The sequence below is a fragment of the Halomonas sp. genome (assembly GCF_029263665.1).
GTDB lineage: Bacteria > Pseudomonadota > Gammaproteobacteria > Pseudomonadales > Halomonadaceae > Halomonas.
Window position 1 is genome coordinate 198,770 of record NZ_JAJUFQ010000007.1, and the last position, 22,389, is coordinate 221,158.

Here is a 22,389-nt window from a genome sequence, read left to right on the forward strand (position 1 = left end):
GCAGGGAAACCTGCTCCGGCTTTTTGCCATCACCAGCTCCAGACAATATAGATGTGATTGTGCTCGCCCTGACAGGCAAGGTTCCTCTGCTCCGAGGTTGTAAGCATTACATCCATGCTTTATAGCAAGGAATATCAGGGAATACTCACCGTAACAATAGCCGTTGCACTATAAGCGCCGGGCTCAATCTTCCCTTCACTCGGAACTAGAGTGGGATAGAGTTGTACCAAGTTCTCAGCTCGCCCATTGTGATAGGGGATCATCCGACTGTTCTGATTCCCTAGACCGAGAAGGTTGCCTGAAAGGTCCGTCATGGCGACCCCCAATCCAGGCATGGTAGTGACAATGTAAGGACCGTCAGCATTGGGGGTTCCAGCAGCAGAGATAAAGTACTCTAGATGACTAGCGGATGTATCAGCAACGTTATTGCAGTTAACTGATAGATCAATCTGGCGGGGAATATAACCACCACCTGGCGGTTTTCCTTCAGCCAATTGGCCAGGAGTGACCTCACCAAGGTCTACGGTAATGTTATCCCCCGCCTCAAAGGTACAACTGGCGGAGGAAGAAAGCACAATATTGGCATTCACCGTGGAGAACGGGAAGCTGTAGTCGGGTGCTCCGACACCACTGGAGACGACCTGCCAATATAGCTTGGCTAGTTCTCCGGAAAAACGGGATTCGCCCAATATCCCCTTATCAATACGGAACTCAATCTTGCCTCGGCTACCAGTCGCAATCGTGAAGCTGTTGGTGGCGGTGTTGCTGCAGCTCGTCCTTCCCGCATTGCGGCGCTGGTAAAAGGGCATCTGAACGTTACCTGGACCATAAATATAGAACCAGACTCTGGCCGAAACATTCTCATTCAATTTCAACCAGCCATCGGTTTCTGGTAGTGATGCCGTGGCAGTAAAAAGCGAGTAATCATTAATAGATGAAGGACAGTTACAAGTACCGTTAGCCCCAGCTCCAGTATTGAAGCTCTCTGTCTGTGTCATTCCTGATTGTTGACCATAGTCCCCAAGTTCCACATCAAGGGGCACCATATGGACATAATCCCCCGCGCACTGATAAGCAGGCAGTCCATCAGGAACCGGTGTTGCTGCCAAGACCGAACTGGAATCAGTGGCAACGATGGTCATGGATAGTACAAGCATTAAACTTGCGAGTCTTTTCATGCTGGAAACCTTTCTCGATTCTCTCGGCATCATTATCAGGAGACGGTAGATAGACACTGAGCTTCTACCTGGGGATAGGGCATATTGCGGTCATCTTTCGGTACTGAATAAATCAGATAACAGGAATTCGCATTGTCTCGGCCCCAGACAACCTTGAGCTCAGGGTACTCACCCCGAATAAAGATCATGCCCCCCTGGCCAACCAGCGATACATTGTTGCCTTCCCCATCGAGCACTTCCGCACCGAAGGGAATGTCCCCATTCTGAACCCTGAGCAATAATGGCTTGCCTTGGGTGGTCGAAAAATCAAGTCTCACAACCGCTCCGCGCCGAGGCGCGACCTGTTGCATCGCGGCATTCAGTTCCACATCCGTTGGCAACCCCTTGGGGTCAATACCAACACTGTTGTAACGATATGGAGTCAGACCCGCGCGAATAGCCTCGCCATCACTATCCAGCCGATTGCCCGTTCCCTGACTCAGAAAAGCACCCGACGCGCCCTCCGCTACCACCAGCGCCATGGTTTCGCTGCGATCCGGGCTAAAGACCAGACCACCAGAATGGGCCACCAGGGTACCGCTGGCATTGGCCGAATACTGGCGGTAATCACCATCCTGGCTGTAAGTGGCACCTAATTGCGCCATGCTCGTACGGTAGTTCAGGTTACCTCCCAGCCCTTGGCGATCATCATCGTTGTCGTAGCTGGCATAAACGCCATAACCCAACTGGTTGTTCTCGCCAGCGACACCCGACAATTGGGTACGTGCCAGACTGCTACCCTCGCCATCCTGGGTCAGGCTGGTCGTCCAGGTCGGGCGGCGTGCACCACTGCCGATGGGAATCGATGCCGTCGCCATATAGGTGTTGCTGGCTTCGTCATCCTGCAAGTCCCGGCTGGCAGTGAGCCCCAGGCTGCCCCAACGGAAACTTTTGTTGTAACCCATTTGGAAGGTAGTAGTACTGGAACGCTCGTCCCAATAGTTTCGCGTAATACCAGAGACATTCAGGTCACCCGCTCTGCCAAGCGGCTGACTGATATTCAACTGAAAGCGATTGCGTTCGCGCAGCGAGGAAGAATCCCTATCCCCCTCACGTAGGTGGGCATAGTCGGCGAAACTGAGAAAATCCTCAGTGGAATAACGGTAAGCGGCCAACGCGAAATTGGTACCGGTGGTAACCAGACGCTTGCTGTAACTGAGGCGGTAACTGCTGCCACTCATGCTATCGTCATGGCTATCTGGCAGATTCTCGGCCTGGGACAGAGTGACATCCAAAGCAACTGCTCCCAACGATGTTCCCACTGCGACACCCGCCAGACCAGAGCGGTAGTCCTCGGCAAGAATGCTGCCGCCATATAAGGTCAGGGCATTGTTGATGCCACGGCGATAACTGGCCTGGGTGAACCAGAGCTCATCTTCCAGGCTGTCATCACGATAACGACCCCCAGCCAGATTGAAGCGCGAAGCACCTGGCCGCAGCATTTGCACTACCGAAGCAAAAGGTACGGTGAAGCTGTGCTCGCTGCCATCGGCTTCGGTGACCGTCACCTCCAGATCCCCGGCATAACCCGTGGCGTAGAGGTCATCGATGATAAATACCCCAGGTGACACACTGGTCTCATAGATAGTGTTGCCGCTCTGACGTACCGTTACCTTGGCGTTGGTTTGCGCAGTACCACGAATCACGGGGGCAAATCCCCGCTCGCTCTCTGGCAGCATGCTGTCATCACTGGATAATTGCACGCCAGTGAAGGGAATGCTGTCGAAATCACTGCCCGGTGTGAAATACTCCCCCAAGGTCAGTTGGGACTGCCAGCGGTCGATATCCTTCTGGGCATAGGTGTTCAGGGTGTTGTAGTGCCCCCCATCGTCATCCAGGCTGCTGTCCGAGTAGTTGCCATTGTGGCGCAAGCGCCACCCTGCCAGATTGAAGCCGGCATTCAAGTTGATGTTGTAATCCGTGCTATCCGTATCACCATTGTCGCTATGCACGACATTGGCATGATAGCCGAGCAAACCGGCAGGAATCCCTTGATCCCATTCACTAGGATCGACATAGCCACGTTTGACCCGCCCCGCATATGCCTGGGGAATGCTCAGCTTGCCGCTGAGACTGGCCAGGTCCATGTGGAAACTGGCTCCGGGAATCAACTCTTCGGCAACGATACAGTCACTTTCCAGCTGTTGCTTTACCTTGGCTTGATCCGGTAATTGATCAAGTTTGGCTCCCCAGCGCATGGCATCACCAGCAGAAAAGCAGAAACGCAGCTCTCCTTTTTCCGGTTCCTCGACACGCACCTTTTGCTGCAAGTACGCATTATCATTCACCAGAATGTTCAGGTCATAACTTCCAGGGGGAATGGCGCCAGCCTGGCTGTAGCGAGAAATATCAATATCCTGCCCCAGGCCACGCAGAAAGGCGCTATTGAAGGTAACGGCTTCACCTTTATCATCCGGGGCAGCAGCCCAGGCGGCCCCCGTGGCCAGCGCCAGGCCAACCGCCAGTGCTAGAGGGGACAACCTCAGCTTCCCATGGCCAATAGGTCCCCCTATCGCCGTGGAATATGGCAATATTCTTTTCATAATATAATTGACGAGCTAATTATCTAATTGATGGATAGCGCTTGATAAAGGTGAAAAAGGCTTGAGAGATAACTCATGAATGAGTGTATTGAGACCGGCTTGATACAACGCCCGGCTCAAGATCTACCTTTTTCCTTCAATGAACTTGCCAACATCAGGGAACGCTACAGCGAATAGTCCTGGCTCTGGCTGGCACCAAAATCATTGATCCACTGAGCCTCGACGCTGCCTCTTGCAGCCGGGGTCGTCATGCCTTTCAGCAAGAACTCCTGGCTTGCGCCGGGGGCCACCATGCCATCAGAGGCATCAGCAACATAACGCTGCCCGCCAGTATTCAACGCCACTTGGGAGAAACTCACATGATAGGCAGAGCGATTGGTGGCTTTTAATGCATAACCGCCACTCATCGGAACCAGGCTCCAGGACACCGCCTTGGCCGCATCTTCCGGTTGCCCTTGCAGACCATCGGGACGGAAGAACAGCTTGAATCGAGAACGGAAAGCAAATTGCAGAATATTCTGCCCTTTCTGGCTGCTGGCCTCGGGGGGAATATCCAGCACATTGAGCCAGAACACTGACTCACGATCCTGTGGCAAACCGCTCCCGACATAGGCAATACGCAGAGCCTGCCCCTGACGAGCCTCGACCCTGGTCACAGGAGGCAACAGCGCGAAAGGTAGATTCTCGGCACCGGGCTGCGAATCGGGATTGCCACTGTCCAACCACACTTGCACCAAAGAAGGTTGATTGCCAGTGTTGTTCAGATTGACGGTAATTTCCCGTTCTCCGGCGGGATAGACAAATCTTGTCCCTTGCACCTGGATAGCGGCCTGTGCCATTGCGGGTAACAACAGTACTGCGCACAGTAGGGCTGTGCTCAATCTACCTACGGACCTTCTGACGATATGTTTCATCGGGACACTCCTCCAATAGTTGCCTGCTGCGATACTCATCGCAGCAGGCCGACCATTACTGGTAGTCCAGGGTGTAGACCAACTGGGTTTCAACATTGCCCGAGGTGGCAGCATCTGTTGCGTAGTACTGAGCGGCATAGTTCAGTGTCGCGCTGCCATCAGTAGCAAAGTTGACAAAGGGGTTATTGGTGTTGTCACGCAGATCGATCACGTTTCCAGACGCTTGGTCCGTCACCTGGACCAGAACGTTCTCCGCTGGTGTCGCGGCGTTGTTGAGCAGGTTGCCTGTGTTCATGTCCACATTGGTAGGCTCGAACCATGCACGTACAGCACCACTGGTCGGGCAGCCACTCAGGCTCATGGAAATCGCTGTGTTGCCAGCGGTATCACCAGCGGCAGCCAGAGAGCTGCTGGAGACAGTCGGCAGCACAACGGTGGCGTCTGCTGCTCCGCCATCAATGGCGATATTACAGGCGCTGTCGACAACCAGCCCATTGATGGTGATGGTGCCATCTGCGGCCATTGCGCCCGTTGCCGCAGCAAGAGTTACCCCTGCCAGTGTGCTTACGACGAACTTCTTCATTTTCATTACCCTTCAGGATTGCGAATAAATAGTGAGCACCATAAGACTTTGTTAATTCATTCAGCCTTATGAATAAGCCATTTACATGGCACAATGATAAAATCATTAGTCATTCAGGCACGCTAAAAGCATGCTGCACCAGTCAGTACACTGAGCTGATAACCAATCATTTCAGATAGATCAATTAGGACTGGCGAGCGAAGTCTAACCATGCCTCTTAGGTACAACATTGAGCCATGTCAATTTTTTACCCCGAATGAGGTACCTCACATTAGATTGGGAAAATTCCTACACTGGATAAGAAAATTCCTATGCGAATAGGAAAAAACACCTCATCAGTGATGATGCATAATGCGAATTCAAAGATGAGCGCTACTACACAAGACTTCGCCCATATTGATGAATAAGCGGGTGATGCCTCTTAGCTTTCACCGTCTAGAAGGCCATATCTCCTGGCCGCATCAGCCAATTCCACCACATTATGAACGTGGAGTTTCTTGAATATCCTGGTCTTGTACGTGCTGATACTCTTGGGGCTAAGCGATAGCAGCTCAGCGATATCCTTGTTTTTTACCCCCTGGATAATATAGTTCATGACGACTCTTTCCCGGCTGGATAGTTTACCCAGAGCTTCCCCTGTATCATTGGCAGAGCCCCAGACCTTTCCCACACTCTGGGGAAAAAAGGTATAGCCTTTCAGGATCGCTTTAACGCCTTCTGCAAAAACCGCTGTATCTTGCTCTTTACTGACAAATCCAGAAGCTCCTGCTTCCCAGCAGCGTTTGGCATAAGTATCAATAGGCTGGGCTGTCATTATCAGAACTTCAGGAGGGTTACCCTTCTCGCGTAACTGTATGATGGCTGCCAAGCCATCCATATCAGGTAGTTTGAGATCAAGGATCACCATATCTGGCTGAAAGCTTTCAACAAGCCGAAGGGCATCTTCTCCATTGTCAGCTTCTGAAACGACGTCTACACCGGCCTCTGTCAATACATGTTTAGCTATGAAACGAACAACAGGGTGATCATCCACAATAATGGCAGTCGCTTTATTTTCTCCCCTTCGGAAACAAGTATTATTTCTTATCTTCTTCATGCTTCTCATGAATCATTCTCAATGATAAGTAAATTATATAATTCCGCCACATACAGAACATTCCTTTTTAGAGAGTCCCTTGGGAGATCTAACAAACGCTTCCATTAAGTTTTATTTCTGCAAATCAACCTTTAATTTTCAATAACTCCCTTCATCAACATGGACCCTTTAAGGCATAATCATTCGTTTCGCTCAGACTCGGTTAATAACATGTAAAGGTGCTTTTGCTTAATCTCGGTTAAACATTTACCCTAAGCCCAATAAATGCAAAAGGATGCCCCTTGTAAAGCCCGAGCACGATATCTGCGAGCGCATACAGAAATAAACGAACCACACATCCATGGGTGGCTTTTGAACAGCACAGCTCAGGTGTCTGCAACGAAAAACGCCGTGAACTTCCAGGCAAGTTGCAGTACCCCCTTCCCTGAGCCAACCAGTCATTGCTGAGTCAGATGAGTCCCTCAACTGGCTAATTCGACATACCTCGTACAGATGTACGACGAAGTATGAGCACGCTACCGAATCAGCATAATGATCTGTGTCAATTTTTATGCACAGAATTTACACGCACCATGACGTCAGACAGTTATAGAAGGTCGGAGGATTCATCCCCTAGGGTACGTAGTGGCGATCGTGATGCGACTTGGCACGACAGAGGAGCGGGTTATCAAAGGGCAAAGGGATGTAGAAAGAAGCTGGCTATCTTGGCGAGTGTCGGATGACAGGCACAATGCTTCGTACGCCTATGGATTTACATGCGGACGGGCGTCAAAAAACCGTTGACTCGACGGAATCTAAGTTTACTTGGGTGCATTTTGCGACCACAACCTGATGACCATCTCTCCTCATTCACGAGTAGCCTGTCGGTAATATCTGGAAACAATGGCCCGCAGGCAGCAGGGTAACCTTGTGGAGACACCCTTGCTCTGTACAGCTCCAGGGTATCGTCCCATGTCGACAATGGCCTGCCTCTTGCTTAAAAAATCTTTTAATACAGATAATTATCATCATTTCTCAAACAGAGGGGTGATCTCATACCACTTGTGGCTCGAATAGGTGGCTCACTGCACCATATATGACCATGACGCCCTATAGTGGCTCATTCGGAATATGACGTTATGTAAGCGTCTGCACACAAGCAAGCCGCCGATTCAGGCCAGCCGGGGGCGAGAAACGTCACAAAAAGTCCATTTGACAGGAATAATCACAACGCCTACCCACAGGCTTATCATGCTTCATGTCGGTCTTGTTTTTCGGACACATCCTATCTCTGCTGATATAGATTCTTATTATCCTTAGGTCTAACCTCCCTCCCAGCAGCAGAGCTCCCTTCCTCTCCTTCCCGCACCCGCATGCCTTCTACTAGACATCAGTCCACATATCGAATAATCATAAAAGCATATCATTTTATATGATTTAGCTCTGCCCCATGCCCTTCCTTCCTTCCTTGCCGAAAGGTACAACGAATATCGATCAATGAAAAAACACAACACATTGATTTTATTGAAAATATAGCAGTATAGACTGTTGCCATGCATATACATAAAGTATATACATCCATTTATAAATAGATTTTCATCAAATATACTAAAAATATTACATAAAAATAATATAAATATTATAAAAACCATCCATTATATGAAATTACAAGAGGCTGTGGCATCCACGATAGTCTACTATGCCATAAGGCCATCCCCATCAAAGAAACCAATTTAAAGTCTTGGTCGAAAGATAAGTAAAGCGAAATAAGAAAGTCTCTTCACAAACAATTATTCTTGCATCGTAAAAATATTTCCCTTACTCTGCATCGCGCCAACCAATGGTTATAGAAAAACAATACACAGATTCATCTACTTACTTACATAAACAAAAAAGCAACACAAACAAACATTGCAACACGTTGATTATCAAGGTTTTTTATGCGACATGTCATTTTATGGCTGTTAAATACTGCACCATGATGGCACCATCATATTGATCGACCACCCCCATACTCCCACCGTTACATAATTGTAATATTTTGCAGTCACCCTATGCCCGGGATATGTCCTGTGACTCTTTCTAATAGTGTTTAAGGCCTACTCCACGATATAGTCGCAGAGTGTCTCTTAAATGCGACTATTTTCATTCGTTTTTTTTGCCTTTATATCTAGAAAGACATATCCACAGCTCATAGACTACGTGGCCAACCACTCTGCCTACTCTTCGGGAGTGCAGAACACGAACATGCCACGGACACGGCAATTCAAGGGAAAGGGAAGTTCCCGGAGTCAATCCCAGGGCGGTAGCGTGCTCGGAGGAAACCGGCGCAGCTTCCCTTATCCTTCGAGCGCTTCCCTCTAGCACTTTAAGCTGGCAGCTCGTTCATCAAGCTGGCAGCATGATGCCTGGGCCTGCTTCAGTCGGTTCACTCAGGAAGATTCATGCCATACCACAAGTCTGATCAAATTAGTCGACTCGCATGGGCCGGACTCCTGGCTTTGCTGCTCGGCGGCTGTGCATTCCCCGGTCAACAAAACCCATCTGGTTCCATCATTGTTGGAGGACAGCAGGGCCGCCCTCTGGATGAAGCGCTCAGCAACTTCCTTTCCGGCTCCTCTGCCCATGAGGTACTCAACCTGTCATCCAGCCCATGGGGGGCCAATGTCGAGGTCCAGGCAGAACAGTCTTATCACTCGGCCAGCGGTCGTACCTGCCGCCACCTTAATGTCGTAGGTATGAACACTGGTGAACGCCAGCCCATCGTCGCCTGTGAAACGCCGACAGGCTGGGTATCTCACCGTCGTGTCACGGCAATGTTGAATGGGGCGGAGAGCGTACGATGAGAATGATCAGGAATTTGCACCGCACGCTTCGAACCACTTCGCTTGCTGCGATTTATACCTGTGGGGTGCTTGCCTCAACGGCAATGGCCCAGAGCATCACGACATCAGATGAAATCCTGCCTCAATCCGAACAGGCTCAGCCGACTTCGGCAGAACAGCAGGTCGATGCTACGCCGCGTGCCGACTGGACAAGCGACAACTATGGCCCCGTCGGCGAAAAGCCCAAGGCCGATATCGAGTCCATGATGCCCTTCGGCTCCAACCTCTTCGAAGGTGGTTTCCGAAGCACCATGTCCGAAGGCATGAACAGCACTTATCGCATCAAACCAGGCGATCAGGTGACGGTACAGATCTGGGGAGCCGTGGAACTCGACCGCGTAATGCCGGTGGATGCACAGGGCAATATCTTTATCCCATCGATCGGCCCCCTGGCCGTGCAAGGAATAACGCCTGGCGAACTCGATGCCCGGGTACGCCAGGCGATCCAGAATGTCTACCCGGATAATGTAGAGGTATATACCAACCTGCAGGGCGTACAGCCGGTTGGCATATTCGTGACCGGTTATGTAGAGAGCCCCGGCCGTTACTCCGGTACCCCTTCCGACTCGGCGCTGTATTTCCTTGACCAGGCAGGGGGAGTCGACAACGACCTGGGCAGCTATCGCAATATCCGCGTCATAAGAGGCGGTAGCGAAGTTGGCCGCATCGACCTCTATGACTTCCTGCTGACAGGACAGCTCCCGCAGTTCCAGTTCCGTGACGGAGATACCATCGTCGTCGAAGAACGCGGGCCCGCCATTGCGGTCACCGGTGATGTCAATCGAGAGTATCGTTACGAGTTGCTGGGCAATCAGCTGTCCGGTGCCGAAGTCACTCAACTGGCGCGTTTGAAGAGCGGTGTCTCTCACGTACTGCTACGTGGAGATCGTCCAACCGGACCGGTTGCCACCTATATGCCATTGAGTGAGTTCAGCTCCGTCAACGTGCAGAGTGGCGACGAAGTGCTGTACAGCGCAGACCAACGTGCAGAGAGCATTGTCGTCACGTTGGAAGGCAGCTACTTCGGCCCTTCACGTTACGCCCTGCCACGCGATGCTCGACTTGGCGAGTTCCTGGATGCTATCTCTGTACCCGCAGACATGACGGCCGTGGAAAGTGTCTCGATCAAGCGCGAGAGTGTAGCGGCTCAGCAGGCAGAGGCTCTGAAGGAAAGTCTGCGTCGCCTGGAAACAACCTATCTGGGAGCTTCCTCTCAGACCAATGAAGAAGCTGAGATCCGTGTTAGAGAGGCTGAGCTGATCCAGAGGTTCGTCGAGCGAGCCCGTAATCTCGAGCCGAGCGGTCGACTTGTCGTCGCTCATCAGGATGGTATCAGCGACATTCGTCTGCAAGACGGTGACGTCATCACCTTGCCTGAAATCACAGACTCCATCCTGATCAGTGGTGAGGTCGTGGTGCCCCAGGCCACGGTCTATCAACAGGGACAGGATGTCTGGGACTATATCAACAGTGCTGGCGGTCTGACCCAACGCGGCGACGACGACAACATCCTGGTAGTGCGCCAGAATGGCGCTGTGCGTAATGTCGAAGACATTACCCTGCGCCCAGGCGACGAGATTCTGGTCATGCCCGAGGTACCGACCAAGAACCTCCAGCTGGCTACCAGCATTACTCAGATTCTGTATCAAATCGCAGTGGCCACCAAGGTCGCTCTGGATATCTGATGCCTGAGCCACGTTCCATTCCAGGCAGCAGTGCGGATACGCGCTCTGCCTGGTCCGTTACCTTCAGTGTCTGGTACGCCATGTTCATGCGTGAAGCCATTTCGCGCACCATGGCAGATCGCATGGGCTGGTTCTGGATGATCGCCGAACCCTTGGCCTTCACCGTGATCATGGTGTCCATCCGCAGCTTCATCAAAAGTGACTGCATGGTTGTCGGCGCGGAATTCATCCCATGGATGGTCGTCGGCTTGATGGGGTTCTTTCTCATCCGCGAAGGCATGATGCGAGCGCTGGGGGCGATCAAGTCCAACCAGGCGTTGTTTGCCTACCGCCAGGTACAGCCTGTCGATCCTGTTCTGGTACGCAATTTCCTTGAAGGCATGCTGCGCACCTTCGTCTTCATGCTGTTCATTCTCGGTGCGTCGATGCTCGACGTGGACCTGTTTCCCGACGATGCACTGGCTGCCATGGCAGGCTGGCTGTCGATGTGGTCGCTAGGGCTGGGGCTTGGCCTGATAGTGTCCGTGCTGGGAACGCTGATCACAGAGATCAGCATGGTGGTGAGAATGATCAATCTGCCGTTGTTCATTCTTTCAGGGGTGATTTTTCCGCTGAACCAGCTCCCTCACTGGATGCTCGACTATCTGATGCTCAACCCTATCGTCCATGGGGTCGAGAATCTGCGTCACGCCTTCTTCAATGGCTACCATGTGGTACATGGCACCAGCATGACCTACTTCTGGCTGTGCACACTTTCCACCATAGCCCTGGGCTTTATCCTGCATGTGCGCTTCCGTGACCGCTTGAAAGCCCAATGATCGAAATCAGCCACCTCTACAAGCGCTACCACAATCATCACGGCAGTGACTGGGTGCTCCGGGATATCAACCTGATCATCCCGGAAGGGATCAGCGTCGGCCTGGTCGGTCGTAACGGAGCGGGTAAATCCACGCTGTTGCGTCTGATTGCCGGCATGGATAACCCGGAAAGGGGCAAGATCACTCGTCATGCCCGAGTATCCTGGCCGATCGGGCTGAGTGGAGGCTTCCAAGGGTCGATGACGGGTCGCCAGAACGTCAAGTTCGTTGCCCGCGTGCATGGCGGGCGCCAGGATGTCCAGGCGATCATTGACAAGGTCGAAACCTTCTCCGAGTTGGGCCCAGCCTTCGATGAGCCCATCAGGACCTATTCATCGGGCATGCGGGCTCGCCTCAACTTTGGTCTTTCGCTTGCCTTCGACTTCGATGTCTACCTGTCCGATGAAGCCACCGCTGTTGGCGATCGCTCGTTCAAGGCCAAGGCCACCAAGGCGTTCAAGGACAAGGTCGGCCAAGCCAGCCTGATCATGGTCTCCCACAGCGAAGACATCCTGAAGGAACTGTGCCAGTCAGGCATCTATCTCAAGGACGGCCAGGCCGAGTGGTTTGACGACATAGGCGACGCCATCAGCGCCTATCACGCTGATACCGACTCTCCTCAGGACAAGGAGAAGAAGGCAAAGCCGCCCGAAGACCTTTCCTCGCTCACCCTGCAACAGCTCCATACGCTGCGCAAGGAACGTCGAGCCGCCTTTGACAAGGCCAAACAGGAAATGGAAGCCGCCCAGATACCCAGCATTCCTCCCGATGAACGCAAGGCCTATGGCAATGCCTTCCGGGAGACCAGAGAGAAATGGCACGCAGTGATCGTGGCTATCCAGAATCGACAGAAGAAAGAGACGACCGAATAATGCCGACTACGTCAGCCGATCCAACTGCACCAACAGCGATGTCATTGGCGAAACGTTACCCCCACTGGGCAGCCGCTGCCCTGGCCATCTTTGTGGTGAGCTTCTATTGGCTGGTGTGGGCTGACGACCGTTATGTATCAAACGCTTCCGTGGTGCTTGATACACCACAAATTGCGGCCCCAGAACTGACATTCTCGAGCCTGCTGACCGGATCCCAGCAGGATAGTGACCTGCTGCTCCTGCGTGAGTACCTGCTCTCGACCGACATGCTCAAGCAGGTACAGGAGCAACTGGACTTTCGCAAGCATTACTCCGAGCACGGGGACATCTTTTCCACACTGTGGAACAAGGACGCTCCCATCGAGGATTTGCACAAGTACTACCTCAAGCGGGTCACTGTAGAGATGGACGAATATTCCGGCGTACTGGATATCGAAGTCCAGGCCTATACACCAGAGTTCGCCCACAAGATGACCCAGCTGCTGCTGAAAGCCGGTGAGCAGCACATGAACGAAATGGGCCAGCGCCTTGCCGAAGAGCAAGTGAAGTTCCTTGAGGTTCAGGTCGATCGGCTCAGCGATCGATTGGATGAAACACGCGATGAGCTGCTTGCCTATCAGAATGAACATGGCCTGGTCTCGCCAACGGGTACCGTGGAGAGCCTCAGCCAAGTCGTAGCGACCCTGGAAGGACAGCTGGCCTCACTGCAGGCACGCCGCTCTGCCTTGTCCAGCTATTCAAGCGACCGTTCTGCCGATGTCGTCAAGGTGAACAGCGAAATCGCCGCAGTACGCGCTCAGATCGAGCAGGAAAGAAGCCGCCTGGCCCAGGCCACCGGGGACGCCCTCAACCGTACCGCATCGGAATATCAGACCCTTGAGCTGAAAGCCAAATTTGCCCAGGAAACCTATTCCAGCGCCATTGCGGCCCTGGAAGGAACCCGCATCGAGGCAGCCCGCAAGCTGAAGCAGGTCAGCGTGCTGCAAAGCCCGCTCTACCCGGAGTATTCCACCAGCCCGAGACGAGTGTATAACGCCAGCGTATTTGCCATCGTGGTGATATTCCTCGCCTTCATTGCCAACATGCTCGTCCTGATCGTCCGTGACCACAGGGATTGAAGCGGCTACCTGGATTCGGTAACGAAACCTTTCATTGCTAACCGTTTGATGACATCACACAGGGAGTGATCGTGACTTCTACTACGTTTTTTGTGACCGGAGGTGCCGGCTTTATCGGCTCTGCCGTCGTACGCGAGCTGGTTGGACGCGAGAATGTGCGCGTCGTCAATATCGATACGTTGACCTATGCCGGCAACCCAGAGTCTCTCGAAGCAGTGGAAGGCAACCCAAATTACCACTTCGTCCAGGCCGACATCTGCGATGGCGAACGTCTTCAGCAGTTGTTCAGCGAGTTCCAGCCCGATGTAGTGATGCACCTGGCAGCAGAAAGCCACGTTGACCGCTCCATCGACGGCCCTGCCGCTTTCATCGAGACCAACATCATCGGGACCTACCAGTTGCTCGAAGCCGCACGCGGTTATTGGGGCAAGCTGAAGGAAACCGATAGTGACAAGGCCAAAGGGTTCCGCTTCCACCATATCTCTACCGATGAAGTCTATGGTGACCTGGAAGGTCCAGAAGATCTTTTCACTGAAACCACCCCTTACGCCCCAAGCTCCCCCTACTCTGCCAGCAAGGCCAGTTCGGACCACCTGGTTCGCGCCTGGGGACGTACCTACGGCCTGCCGGTAGTGGTCACCAATTGTTCCAACAACTACGGCCCCTATCATTTCCCTGAAAAACTGATTCCCTTGATGATTCTCAATGCCTTGTCTGGAAAGTCACTTCCGGTATACGGCGATGGCAAGCAGGTACGCGACTGGCTGTATGTGGAAGACCACGCCCGGGCGCTGATCAAGGTCGCCACTGAGGGAGCCACTGGCGAGACCTACAATATTGGCGGCCACAACGAGAAGCAGAACATTGAAGTCGTCCATACCCTCTGCGCTCTGCTTGAAGAGCTGGCACCCAGCAAACCCCAGGGGGTAGAGAATTACGCTGATCTGATCACCTACGTACAAGACCGTCCTGGTCATGATGTACGCTATGCCATTGATGCCAGCAAGATACAGCGAGAGCTGGGCTGGACCCCGGAGGAAACCTTCGAGACCGGCCTGCGGAAAACCGTGGAGTGGTACTTGAACAATGAAACATGGTGGCGTCGCGTGCTCGACGGTAGCTACCAGGGAGAAAGGCTTGGCACTGGCCAGGGCCTGTGATGTTTCTTGCTTGGTTCTCTGAAAGACCTTCAGACGACTGATCGGCAAATTGCACAACGCATCATCATAAAACCGCTGCAGGATAACACCGTTGCAGGAACCAAGGAGGGAGATATGAAATGGTTGCTTCTTGGCGTCAATGGCCAGGTAGGTCATGAGGTCCGTCGCTACCTCAGCACCCTGGGCGAATGCCTGGCGCCGACCCGCAATGAACTGGATCTCAGCAAGCAGGATGCTGTCGTTCGGTACCTGGATGAGCACAAGCCTGAGTTGATCGTCAACGCTGCAGCATATACCGCAGTGGACAAGGCTGAAGAAGAAGTCGAGCTGGCCACCGCGCTCAACGCGACTCTCCCCGAGACACTGGCCCGTTACTGTGCCAAAAACGGGCTGTTGCTGGTCCACTACTCCAGTGACTATGTATACCCCGGAAACGGTGAAACTGCCTGGCAGGAAGGCGATGTCACAGACCCATTGTCCGTCTACGGGCAGAGCAAGCATGCCGGTGACGCCGCGGTTCTGGCCAGCGGCTGTGATCACCTGATCTTCCGTACCAGTTGGGTGTACAGTGCCCGCGGGCATAACTTCATGAAGACCATGCTGCGCCTGGGCAAGGACAAGGAACAACTCTCCATTGTCGGTGATCAGATCGGAGCTCCCACGCCAGCACGCCTGATTGCCGAGGTGACTGCCCTGGCGGTTCAGCGCTTCCAGCATGACCGCAGAGTGACGGGGCTTTATCACCTGGCCCCTCGCGGGGAAACCAGCTGGCATGGTTTCGCTTGCGAGATCTTCGAGCAAGCCCAGGCACAGGGCGTCGAGCTTGCCATCAGCAATGAGCGCGTGGCGTCCATTCCGACCTCGAACTATCCGACACCGGCGACACGTCCCCTGAACTCGCGCCTCAACCTGTCCAGGATCGAGCAGACCTTCAATATCCAACTGCCCGACTGGCGCGAACAGCTGACCTTGACCCTTACGGAACACCTTGGCTGAAGGCCTTCAGGGACCAGGCCATCGCTTCGGTTGAAGCCTGGTCCTGGCTTGTGGCACCCGTTGAAGGCCTGGTTCATAACACCAACTGAAGTCTTCATGCATGACACCGGCTGAAGGCTTGGTTCATAACATCGGCTGAAGGCTCGATTCATAACATCAGCTGAAGGCTCGATTCATAACATCAGCTGAAGGCTCTATCACAATTCAGCCAGGGTGTTTCTGCCCAGCTTCCCCTAGGTCCTGTACGAAAAGTTACCGAAAGGCACTTTTCGTACGAGACCTAGCCAAGTCCCCTGCAGCAAACAACGAGAGTATCCTCCCATGAACCGCAAAGGCATCATTCTTGCCGGTGGCTCCGGCACGCGCCTGCATCCCATCACCCTCGGCGTCTCCAAGCAACTGCTGCCAGTCTATGACAAGCCGATGATCTATTATCCGCTGTCCGTGCTCATGCTGGCGGGCATTCGCGATGTTCTGATCATCTCGACACCCGATGACCTGCCGCAGTACAAGAATCTGCTGGGTAACGGCGAGCAGTTTGGCATCCGCTTGCAATACGCGGAGCAACCGAGCCCGGATGGCCTGGCCCAGGCTTTCATCATTGGTGAAGAGTTCATCGGTGACGACCCCGTGTGCCTGGTGCTGGGTGACAACATCTTCCATGGTCAGCACTTCTCGGAACAGCTCAAGCGCGCTTCCCAGCAGACCAAGGGAGCAAAGGTCTTCGGCTATCTGGTGAAAGATCCCGAGCGTTTTGGTGTGGTCGAGTTCAACGAGGATGGCAAGGCACTGTCCATCGAGGAAAAACCCGATAACCCTCGTTCCTCCCATGCGGTAACCGGGCTGTATTTCTACGATAACGACGTTGTCGAAATCGCCAAGGCCGTGAAGCCCTCCGAACGAGGCGAATTGGAAATCACCAGCATCAACAATGCCTATCTCGAACGTGGCGATCTGGAGGTCGAACGCCTGGGCCGAGGCTTTGCCTGGCTCGATACGGGCACCCACGACAGCCTGCTGGAAGCTGCTCAATACGTTCAGACCATCGAACACCGCCAGGGCATGAAAATCGCCTGCCTCGAAGAAATCGCCTGGAGCCAAGGATGGATCAGCGATGACTTCCTGCTCGAGCAGGCCAACACCTTGAAGAAGACCGGTTACGGCAAATATCTGAAACGTCTGATCAAACAGCAGCGCCGGGCGCAGGCATAATCATCGCCCGTGACGGTAAGCCGTAACAGGAAAGCCGATCAGTACAGCTGATCAAGGAGTGAGACATGGAGTCGTTGGCAGCATTCAGGGGCCAAGCCACCTATATCCAGAAGCAACTGACACAGCATGCTTCACAGCTGCGAGAAGTCGACTTGGCAGATCTGCTGGATGGCAACTCAGCCAGTCAACGCACTCAGGACCTGGTCTTCCGTTTTGGCTCCTGGGTCATGGATCTATCCAAGCAACGCTGGCAGCCACAGACACTGGCATTGCTGGCCGACTGGGCCGATGCCCGAGGCCTGGCTCAACAACGCAGCAGGCTGTTCTCTGCCGCCATCGTCAACCCGTCCGAAAAGCGTCCTGCCCTGCATGTTTCATTGCGCTGGCCACAGGATCGTCCCGCCCCGCAGGGCAGCGAGGACGAAGTCGCCTTTGCCCAGCAACAGCGCGAGAGAATGGCCACTCTGGTGAAGAAGGTACGTCGGGGTGCCTGGCATGGTGTCACTGGCCAACGTATTACTGACGTCATTCATATCGGAGTCGGGGGATCCGACCTTGGTCCTCGCCTGATCAGCGAAGCCTTGCAGGAAACGCATCCGGGGGGCGACGTGGCCGTCCACTTTGTGTCCACCATGGATGCCTCTCAGCTGATTCCATTGATGCAGCACCTCGACCCGGCATCGACCTTGCTGGTTCTGGCATCCAAGTCATTCACCACGGCAGATACTCAGTTCAACTTGAATACCGCACTCACCTGGCTGGAAAGTTCACTCGGTGTGAGCCGCCAGCAAGTGTGTGAGCAGCAGATGATCGGCGTTTCTGCCAAGCCCCGGAAGATGACCGAATTCGGTATTCCGGAAGATCATCAACTGGCATTCGCCGAAGGTGTCGGTGGACGTTTCTCGCTGTGGTCACCCATTGGCATCAGCCTGGCCATCCGCATTGGCATGCCCGCCTTCGAAGAGTTGCTGGCAGGTGCCCACGCCATGGACCGCCATTTCCTGGATACCCCTACCACGGAGAACCTGCCTGCCTTGCTCGCGTTGGTAGGTGCCTGGAATACGCAGTTTCTCGGCATTCCCACCCATGCAGTGCTTCCTTATGATGGTCGCCTGGCCAGCCTGCCTGACTTCCTTCAACAGTTGGAAATGGAATCCAACGGCAAGAGTGTTGGGCTCGATGGTGAAGGTGTCGGTCATGCTACCTGCCCCATCCTGTGGGGAGACGTGGGCCCCAACGGCCAACATGCCTTCTATCAATTGCTGCACCAGGGAACCCACACCGTCAGTGCCGATTTCCTGGCGGTACGTCGCCGCCATGCCCAGGCAGCACCTGCACTCCAGGAATCCCTGCAGGCGCAGCAGCGCCTGACCCTGGCCAACTGCCTGGCTCAGGCACGCCTGATGGCATTGGGCGACGATGCCATTCCCGGTGCCCTGAAAGACCACATGGCACGCGGCTATCGAGGCAACCAGCCCAATACCCTGCTGTTGATTGAAGAACTCACGCCCTGGAACCTCGGCGCATTGCTGGCCATGTACGAACACAAGGTGTTCGTACAGTCAGTTCTGTGGGGACTCAATCCCTTTGACCAGCCCGGCGTGGAGTTAGGTAAGCTATTAGCGCAAGGCATCTATCAAACACTGACTGAAGCACAGGATGCCAGCGACCGGGGCAACGACCCCAGCACCGCTTTCCTGATATCGACACTCACTTCTTGAGACCAGATGACGATGAGTGATAACTCCATTGACGCCCTGCTGGCGGCATATCACGACATAACGCCTGACATTACCGATCCTGCCCAGAAAGTCAGTTTCGGTACCTCGGGACATCGTGGCACGGCACTGAGCGGATCTTTCAACGACGCTCATATCGCTGCCATCGCCCAGGCAGTGGCCGACTATCGCCGCCAGGCTGGCATCGACGGGCCACTTTTCCTTGGCCGCGATACCCATGCACTGTCACGCCCAGCCTGGGAAACCACTCTGCAGGTGCTGGCAGCTAACCAGGTCGATACTGTCATTGCCGAGAACGATGAGGTACTGGCTACCCCTGTCATCAGCCATGCCATTCTGCGCCACAATGCGGAACGTACAGAGTCGCTGGCCGATGGGTTGATCATCACGCCCTCGCACAACCCACCGCAGGATGGTGGTATCAAGTACAACCCGACCCACGGCGGCCCGGCAGAAGGTGACATCACCAGCTGGATTGAACAACGCGCCAATCAGTATCTGGCGGACGGCGGCAAGGGCATCCAGCGCCAGGACCAGGCCAGCGCCCTGGACAAGGCTCGCAGCCAGGATCTGATTGGTGATTATGTTGCCACCCTGGGGGATGTCATCGATATGGCAGCCATTCGCGCGAGCAACCTGCGTCTGGGCGCAGACCCCATGGGCGGGACGGCATTGCCGATCTGGCAAGCCATCGCCAAGCGCTATGACCTGCAGCTTGAAGTGGTCAACACCCAGGTCGATTCCAGCTTCAGCTTCATGCCGCCGGATCACGACGGCAAGATCCGCATGGACTGTTCCAGTCCTGCAGCCATGGCCAACCTTCTGGCCATCAAGGACCGTTTCGACCTCGCCTTTGGCAACGATCCCGACGCCGATCGCCATGGCATCGTCGATGCCGCCGGCCTGATGAACCCCAATCACTATCTGGCCGTCGCTATCGATTACCTGCTGACCCACCGGCCTCAATGGTCTGCCGATCTCAAGGTCGGCAAGACACTGGTGTCCTCGTCAATGATCGACCGCGTGGTCGCAGCTCATGACCGCCCTCTCCATGAAGTCCCGGTCGGCTTCAAGTGGTTTGTGGAAGGCCTGCATCAAGGCTGGCTGGCCTTCGGCGGAGAAGAGAGCGCCGGCGCCAGTCTGTTGACCCATACGGGAAGTGCCTGGTCCACAGACAAGGACGGCATCGCGCTGTGCCTTCTGGCCGCGGAAATCACGGCAGTGACCGGCGAGATACCGAGTCAGCGCTATGCAGCCCTGACCGCAGCCCATGGGGCCCCGGTCTACCGACGGATCGATACCCCCTGCGATATCGAGCAAAAGGCCGCCTTCAAGTCGCTGAATGCATCCAGCATCAACACGCCCACTTTGGCGGGCGACCCCATCGAGACCATTCTCACCGAAGCTCCCGGGAATGGTGCCTCTATTGGTGGCATCAAAGTCACCACTGCCAACGGCTGGTTTGCTGCACGGCCCAGCGGCACGGAAGCACTCTACAAACTCTATGCCGAAAGCTTCAAAGGCGAGGCGCATCTCGACGTTCTGATTGCTGACGCCCAGACATTGCTGGATAACAGCCTTTAACCCTTTTCTCTTGATCCACACACAGGCGAACCATGGAATATCAACCCCTTGCCATTCCCGAAGTGGTACTGCTGACACCCAAGGTCTTTGGTGATGAACGCGGTTTCTTCCTGGAAACCTTTCGCCAGAGCGAATTCGAGCAACATTGCGGCAAATACCAGTTCGTTCAGGACAACCACAGCAAGTCTGCTCAAGGTATCCTGCGCGGCCTGCATTATCAGTTGCAGCAACCACAGGGCAAGCTGGTTCGGGTCACTCGCGGCGAAGTCTTCGATGTTGCCGTGGACATGCGCAAAGGCAGCCCGACCTTTGGCCAGTGGGTAGGTGCGCTGCTCAGTGAAGAAAACAAGCAGATGCTCTGGGTTCCGCCGGGTTTTGCCCATGGTTTCTACGTCACCAGCCCGGATGGTGCCGAGTTCCAGTACAAGTGTACCGACTATTATGCCCCCGGCGATGAGTACAGCCTGCGCTGGGATGACCCGAGCCTGGCCATCGAGTGGCCGCTGGTGGAAGGTCAGGCTCCCCAAGTTTCCGATAAAGACGCCCAAGGGGATTCTTTCGAGAATTCAAAGAAGTTCAGTTAAGGAAACGCTGAGTAAATCAGCCGAGCAGTATGATCACCATGTTCGTTCCCGACGAACACTTCACTTCCCGCACCCTGCGGGTCGCAAGGCACAAGGAGCCCAGCCCCCACACCTCATGAGACATAGGTGTGGGCTGACGCTCCATCCCTCGCCCTACTGATTCGCTAGAAGCGAACCGGCACATCTTTCGGATAGCCCGAGAAGTCGCCGCCACTCATGGCGGCTATGCCAAGTGATTCATACATGCAGGCATTTATGCAGAGTTTTCCCTATGGCTACACGTCGTAGCTCAACTATCCAATAGGGTCTGTCGATGAAAGAAACATATACCGCATTACGTGAGTTCGGGGCTGCCTTCATGGGCCCGGCTCTTACCATGTACGCTCGCGCCGTACGCGATAACTCCTCCGGACGTCTGCCTGTCTGCCTGGCACGTGAAGGATGGTTGATCCATAGGCTTCTGACACGCCTGGAAAGTGAAGGGCTGGTTCGTTTCGAGCACTCCCCCATCTATCTGAAGGTATCGCGTACCCTGCTTTTCCGGGCCATGGTTGGAGAACCCTCCATCTGGCCGCTGGCAATGAAAAGTGGTTTCTCGGGCAGCGTACTGGACCTGTTGATGAAGCGCTTTGGCTTCCAGATGCATGAAGTCTTCGCCTGCCTGCCGCCGGAACTGCTGGGTTTCACCCTGGAGCTTCCAGAAGATGCAGAAAAGGTAAGCGAGTGGCTTGAGCCACATGCAGAGCGTCTCAATGAGCAGGTCAAGTACACCCGGGAAGCCCTGAACGAATATTTCACACGTTCAGGGCTTTATGACCAGAACCTGACCCCCATGATGCTTGACCTGGGATATGCGGGAACGATTCAAAAGCTTTGTACCAAACTCCTGAACCGGGATACGGACGGCCTCTACTTTGTTGCAACCAAAGCAGGTCAGACAGATATCGACGGTCATACCGCTACCGTAAGAGGCGTCTTCCGCGAGGGCGTGGAGTGGAAGCAGGGCTATACCATGCTCGAGCGCTCCCTCTACTTCGAATGTCTGATGACAGCACCGCATGGGCAGGTCGTCGATATTCTACAGACGCATGATGGCAAGCTGATCTTCTCGCATGGTAGGGAAGCATCAAGCCAACGGTTCTATCAGGACCTGGAAGCGGTGCTTGATGGTGCCATCGATGCCGTTGTCGAAGCCATGTCCAAGGACATCACCTACACCACCGAAGAAGTGGAAGACCTCTTCGAAGTCTTCTCGACCCGCCCTGGTGCACTTCCCCAGGCTTCCTGGCACCTATTTACAGCCGACGACGATATATCAGGAAATGGGATGGTCAACCCTCTCCATATATTTGGCTTCTAAAGGAG

Annotated in this window: 17 protein-coding genes; 12 read left to right on the forward strand and 5 right to left on the reverse strand. The window is 54.2% G+C overall.

Translation table 11 applies throughout. From position 1 onward, the window contains the following. Window positions 1-134 precede the first annotated feature (134 nt). The 5 genes from Q1K07_RS09975 to Q1K07_RS09995 form a co-directional block, all read right to left on the reverse strand. The gene (locus Q1K07_RS09975) at window positions 135-1,178 is read right to left on the reverse strand and encodes a fimbrial protein (protein ID WP_300310315.1); all 1,044 of its coding nucleotides are present in this window, start codon (window positions 1,176-1,178) and stop codon (window positions 135-137) included. Window positions 1,179-1,213: 35 nt separating this feature from the next. Next, on the reverse strand, window positions 1,214-3,697 hold the full coding sequence (locus Q1K07_RS09980) for a fimbria/pilus outer membrane usher protein (protein WP_300310317.1): 2,484 nt from the start codon (window positions 3,695-3,697) through the stop codon (window positions 1,214-1,216). A gap of 227 nt (window positions 3,698-3,924) precedes the next feature. After that, window positions 3,925-4,674 carry a fimbria/pilus periplasmic chaperone gene (locus Q1K07_RS09985; protein ID WP_300310319.1) on the reverse strand — a complete coding sequence of 250 codons (750 nt, stop codon included), beginning with the start codon at window positions 4,672-4,674 and terminating at the stop codon, window positions 3,925-3,927. Window positions 4,675-4,729: 55 nt separating this feature from the next. Further along, window positions 4,730-5,257, reverse strand: a complete 528-nt coding sequence (locus Q1K07_RS09990; RefSeq protein ID WP_300310321.1) for a fimbrial protein — start codon at window positions 5,255-5,257, stop codon at window positions 4,730-4,732. A gap of 421 nt (window positions 5,258-5,678) precedes the next feature. Then, on the reverse strand, window positions 5,679-6,353 hold the full coding sequence (locus Q1K07_RS09995) for a response regulator transcription factor (RefSeq protein WP_300310323.1): 675 nt from the start codon (window positions 6,351-6,353) through the stop codon (window positions 5,679-5,681). Between the two features lie 2,423 nt (window positions 6,354-8,776). Here Q1K07_RS09995 and Q1K07_RS10000 point away from each other — a divergent pair. From Q1K07_RS10000 to Q1K07_RS10055, 12 genes are all read left to right on the forward strand, one after another. Beyond that, window positions 8,777-9,178, forward strand: coding sequence for a DVU3141 family protein (locus Q1K07_RS10000; RefSeq protein WP_300310325.1), 402 nt, complete (start codon window positions 8,777-8,779; stop codon window positions 9,176-9,178). Next, window positions 9,175-10,902, forward strand: coding sequence for a polysaccharide biosynthesis/export family protein (locus Q1K07_RS10005; RefSeq protein WP_300310327.1), 1,728 nt, complete (start codon window positions 9,175-9,177; stop codon window positions 10,900-10,902). The genes Q1K07_RS10000 and Q1K07_RS10005 overlap by 4 nt, the downstream gene beginning before the upstream one ends. Further along, window positions 10,902-11,720, forward strand: a complete 819-nt coding sequence (locus Q1K07_RS10010) for an ABC transporter permease (protein WP_300310329.1) — start codon at window positions 10,902-10,904, stop codon at window positions 11,718-11,720. The genes Q1K07_RS10005 and Q1K07_RS10010 overlap by 1 nt, the downstream gene beginning before the upstream one ends. Continuing rightward, a complete protein-coding gene (locus tag Q1K07_RS10015; protein ID WP_300310331.1) occupies window positions 11,717-12,631 on the forward strand; it encodes an ABC transporter ATP-binding protein in 915 nt (304 codons plus the stop codon). Before Q1K07_RS10010 ends, Q1K07_RS10015 begins: the two co-directional genes overlap by 4 nt. Beyond that, entirely contained in the window at window positions 12,631-13,749 is a 1,119-nt protein-coding gene (locus tag Q1K07_RS10020) for a chain-length determining protein (RefSeq protein ID WP_300310333.1), read from the forward strand. The genes Q1K07_RS10015 and Q1K07_RS10020 overlap by 1 nt, the downstream gene beginning before the upstream one ends. Before the next feature lie 71 nt (window positions 13,750-13,820). Then, on the forward strand, window positions 13,821-14,909 hold the full coding sequence (gene rfbB, locus Q1K07_RS10025; protein ID WP_300310334.1) for a dTDP-glucose 4,6-dehydratase: 1,089 nt from the start codon (window positions 13,821-13,823) through the stop codon (window positions 14,907-14,909). Window positions 14,910-15,023: 114 nt separating this feature from the next. Continuing rightward, complete coding sequence (gene rfbD, locus Q1K07_RS10030) at window positions 15,024-15,905, forward strand: dTDP-4-dehydrorhamnose reductase (protein ID WP_300310336.1); 882 nt, start codon at window positions 15,024-15,026, stop codon at window positions 15,903-15,905. A 321-nt stretch (window positions 15,906-16,226) separates the two neighbouring features. Then, window positions 16,227-17,117, forward strand: coding sequence for a glucose-1-phosphate thymidylyltransferase RfbA (gene rfbA, locus Q1K07_RS10035; RefSeq protein WP_300310338.1), 891 nt, complete (start codon window positions 16,227-16,229; stop codon window positions 17,115-17,117). A gap of 65 nt (window positions 17,118-17,182) precedes the next feature. Then, window positions 17,183-18,838, forward strand: a complete 1,656-nt coding sequence (gene pgi, locus Q1K07_RS10040; RefSeq protein ID WP_300310340.1) for a glucose-6-phosphate isomerase — start codon at window positions 17,183-17,185, stop codon at window positions 18,836-18,838. A 6-nt stretch (window positions 18,839-18,844) separates the two neighbouring features. Continuing rightward, on the forward strand, window positions 18,845-20,440 hold the full coding sequence (gene pgm, locus Q1K07_RS10045) for a phosphoglucomutase (alpha-D-glucose-1,6-bisphosphate-dependent) (protein WP_300310342.1): 1,596 nt from the start codon (window positions 18,845-18,847) through the stop codon (window positions 20,438-20,440). A 32-nt stretch (window positions 20,441-20,472) separates the two neighbouring features. Next, window positions 20,473-21,024, forward strand: a complete 552-nt coding sequence (gene rfbC / locus Q1K07_RS10050; protein WP_300310344.1) for a dTDP-4-dehydrorhamnose 3,5-epimerase — start codon at window positions 20,473-20,475, stop codon at window positions 21,022-21,024. A gap of 313 nt (window positions 21,025-21,337) precedes the next feature. Beyond that, complete coding sequence (locus Q1K07_RS10055) at window positions 21,338-22,384, forward strand: hypothetical protein (protein ID WP_300310346.1); 1,047 nt, start codon at window positions 21,338-21,340, stop codon at window positions 22,382-22,384. Window positions 22,385-22,389 lie beyond the last annotated feature (5 nt).

Coding starts and splice junctions, on each gene's coding strand:
- Q1K07_RS09975 (WP_300310315.1), bottom strand. CDS start 1,178: ATGAAAAGACTCGCAAGTTTAATGCTTGTACTATCCATGACCATCGTT.
- Q1K07_RS09985 (WP_300310319.1), bottom strand. CDS start 4,674: ATGAAACATATCGTCAGAAGGTCCGTAGGTAGATTGAGCACAGCCCTA.
- Q1K07_RS09990 (WP_300310321.1), bottom strand. CDS start 5,257: ATGAAGAAGTTCGTCGTAAGCACACTGGCAGGGGTAACTCTTGCTGCG.
- Q1K07_RS09995 (WP_300310323.1), bottom strand. CDS start 6,353: ATGAAGAAGATAAGAAATAATACTTGTTTCCGAAGGGGAGAAAATAAA.
- Q1K07_RS10000 (WP_300310325.1), top strand. CDS start 8,777: ATGCCATACCACAAGTCTGATCAAATTAGTCGACTCGCATGGGCCGGA.
- Q1K07_RS10005 (WP_300310327.1), top strand. CDS start 9,175: ATGAGAATGATCAGGAATTTGCACCGCACGCTTCGAACCACTTCGCTT.
- Q1K07_RS10010 (WP_300310329.1), top strand. CDS start 10,902: ATGCCTGAGCCACGTTCCATTCCAGGCAGCAGTGCGGATACGCGCTCT.
- Q1K07_RS10015 (WP_300310331.1), top strand. CDS start 11,717: ATGATCGAAATCAGCCACCTCTACAAGCGCTACCACAATCATCACGGC.
- Q1K07_RS10020 (WP_300310333.1), top strand. CDS start 12,631: ATGCCGACTACGTCAGCCGATCCAACTGCACCAACAGCGATGTCATTG.
- rfbD (WP_300310336.1), top strand. CDS start 15,024: ATGAAATGGTTGCTTCTTGGCGTCAATGGCCAGGTAGGTCATGAGGTC.
- rfbA (WP_300310338.1), top strand. CDS start 16,227: ATGAACCGCAAAGGCATCATTCTTGCCGGTGGCTCCGGCACGCGCCTG.
- pgi (WP_300310340.1), top strand. CDS start 17,183: ATGGAGTCGTTGGCAGCATTCAGGGGCCAAGCCACCTATATCCAGAAG.
- pgm (WP_300310342.1), top strand. CDS start 18,845: ATGACGATGAGTGATAACTCCATTGACGCCCTGCTGGCGGCATATCAC.
- rfbC (WP_300310344.1), top strand. CDS start 20,473: ATGGAATATCAACCCCTTGCCATTCCCGAAGTGGTACTGCTGACACCC.
- Q1K07_RS10055 (WP_300310346.1), top strand. CDS start 21,338: ATGAAAGAAACATATACCGCATTACGTGAGTTCGGGGCTGCCTTCATG.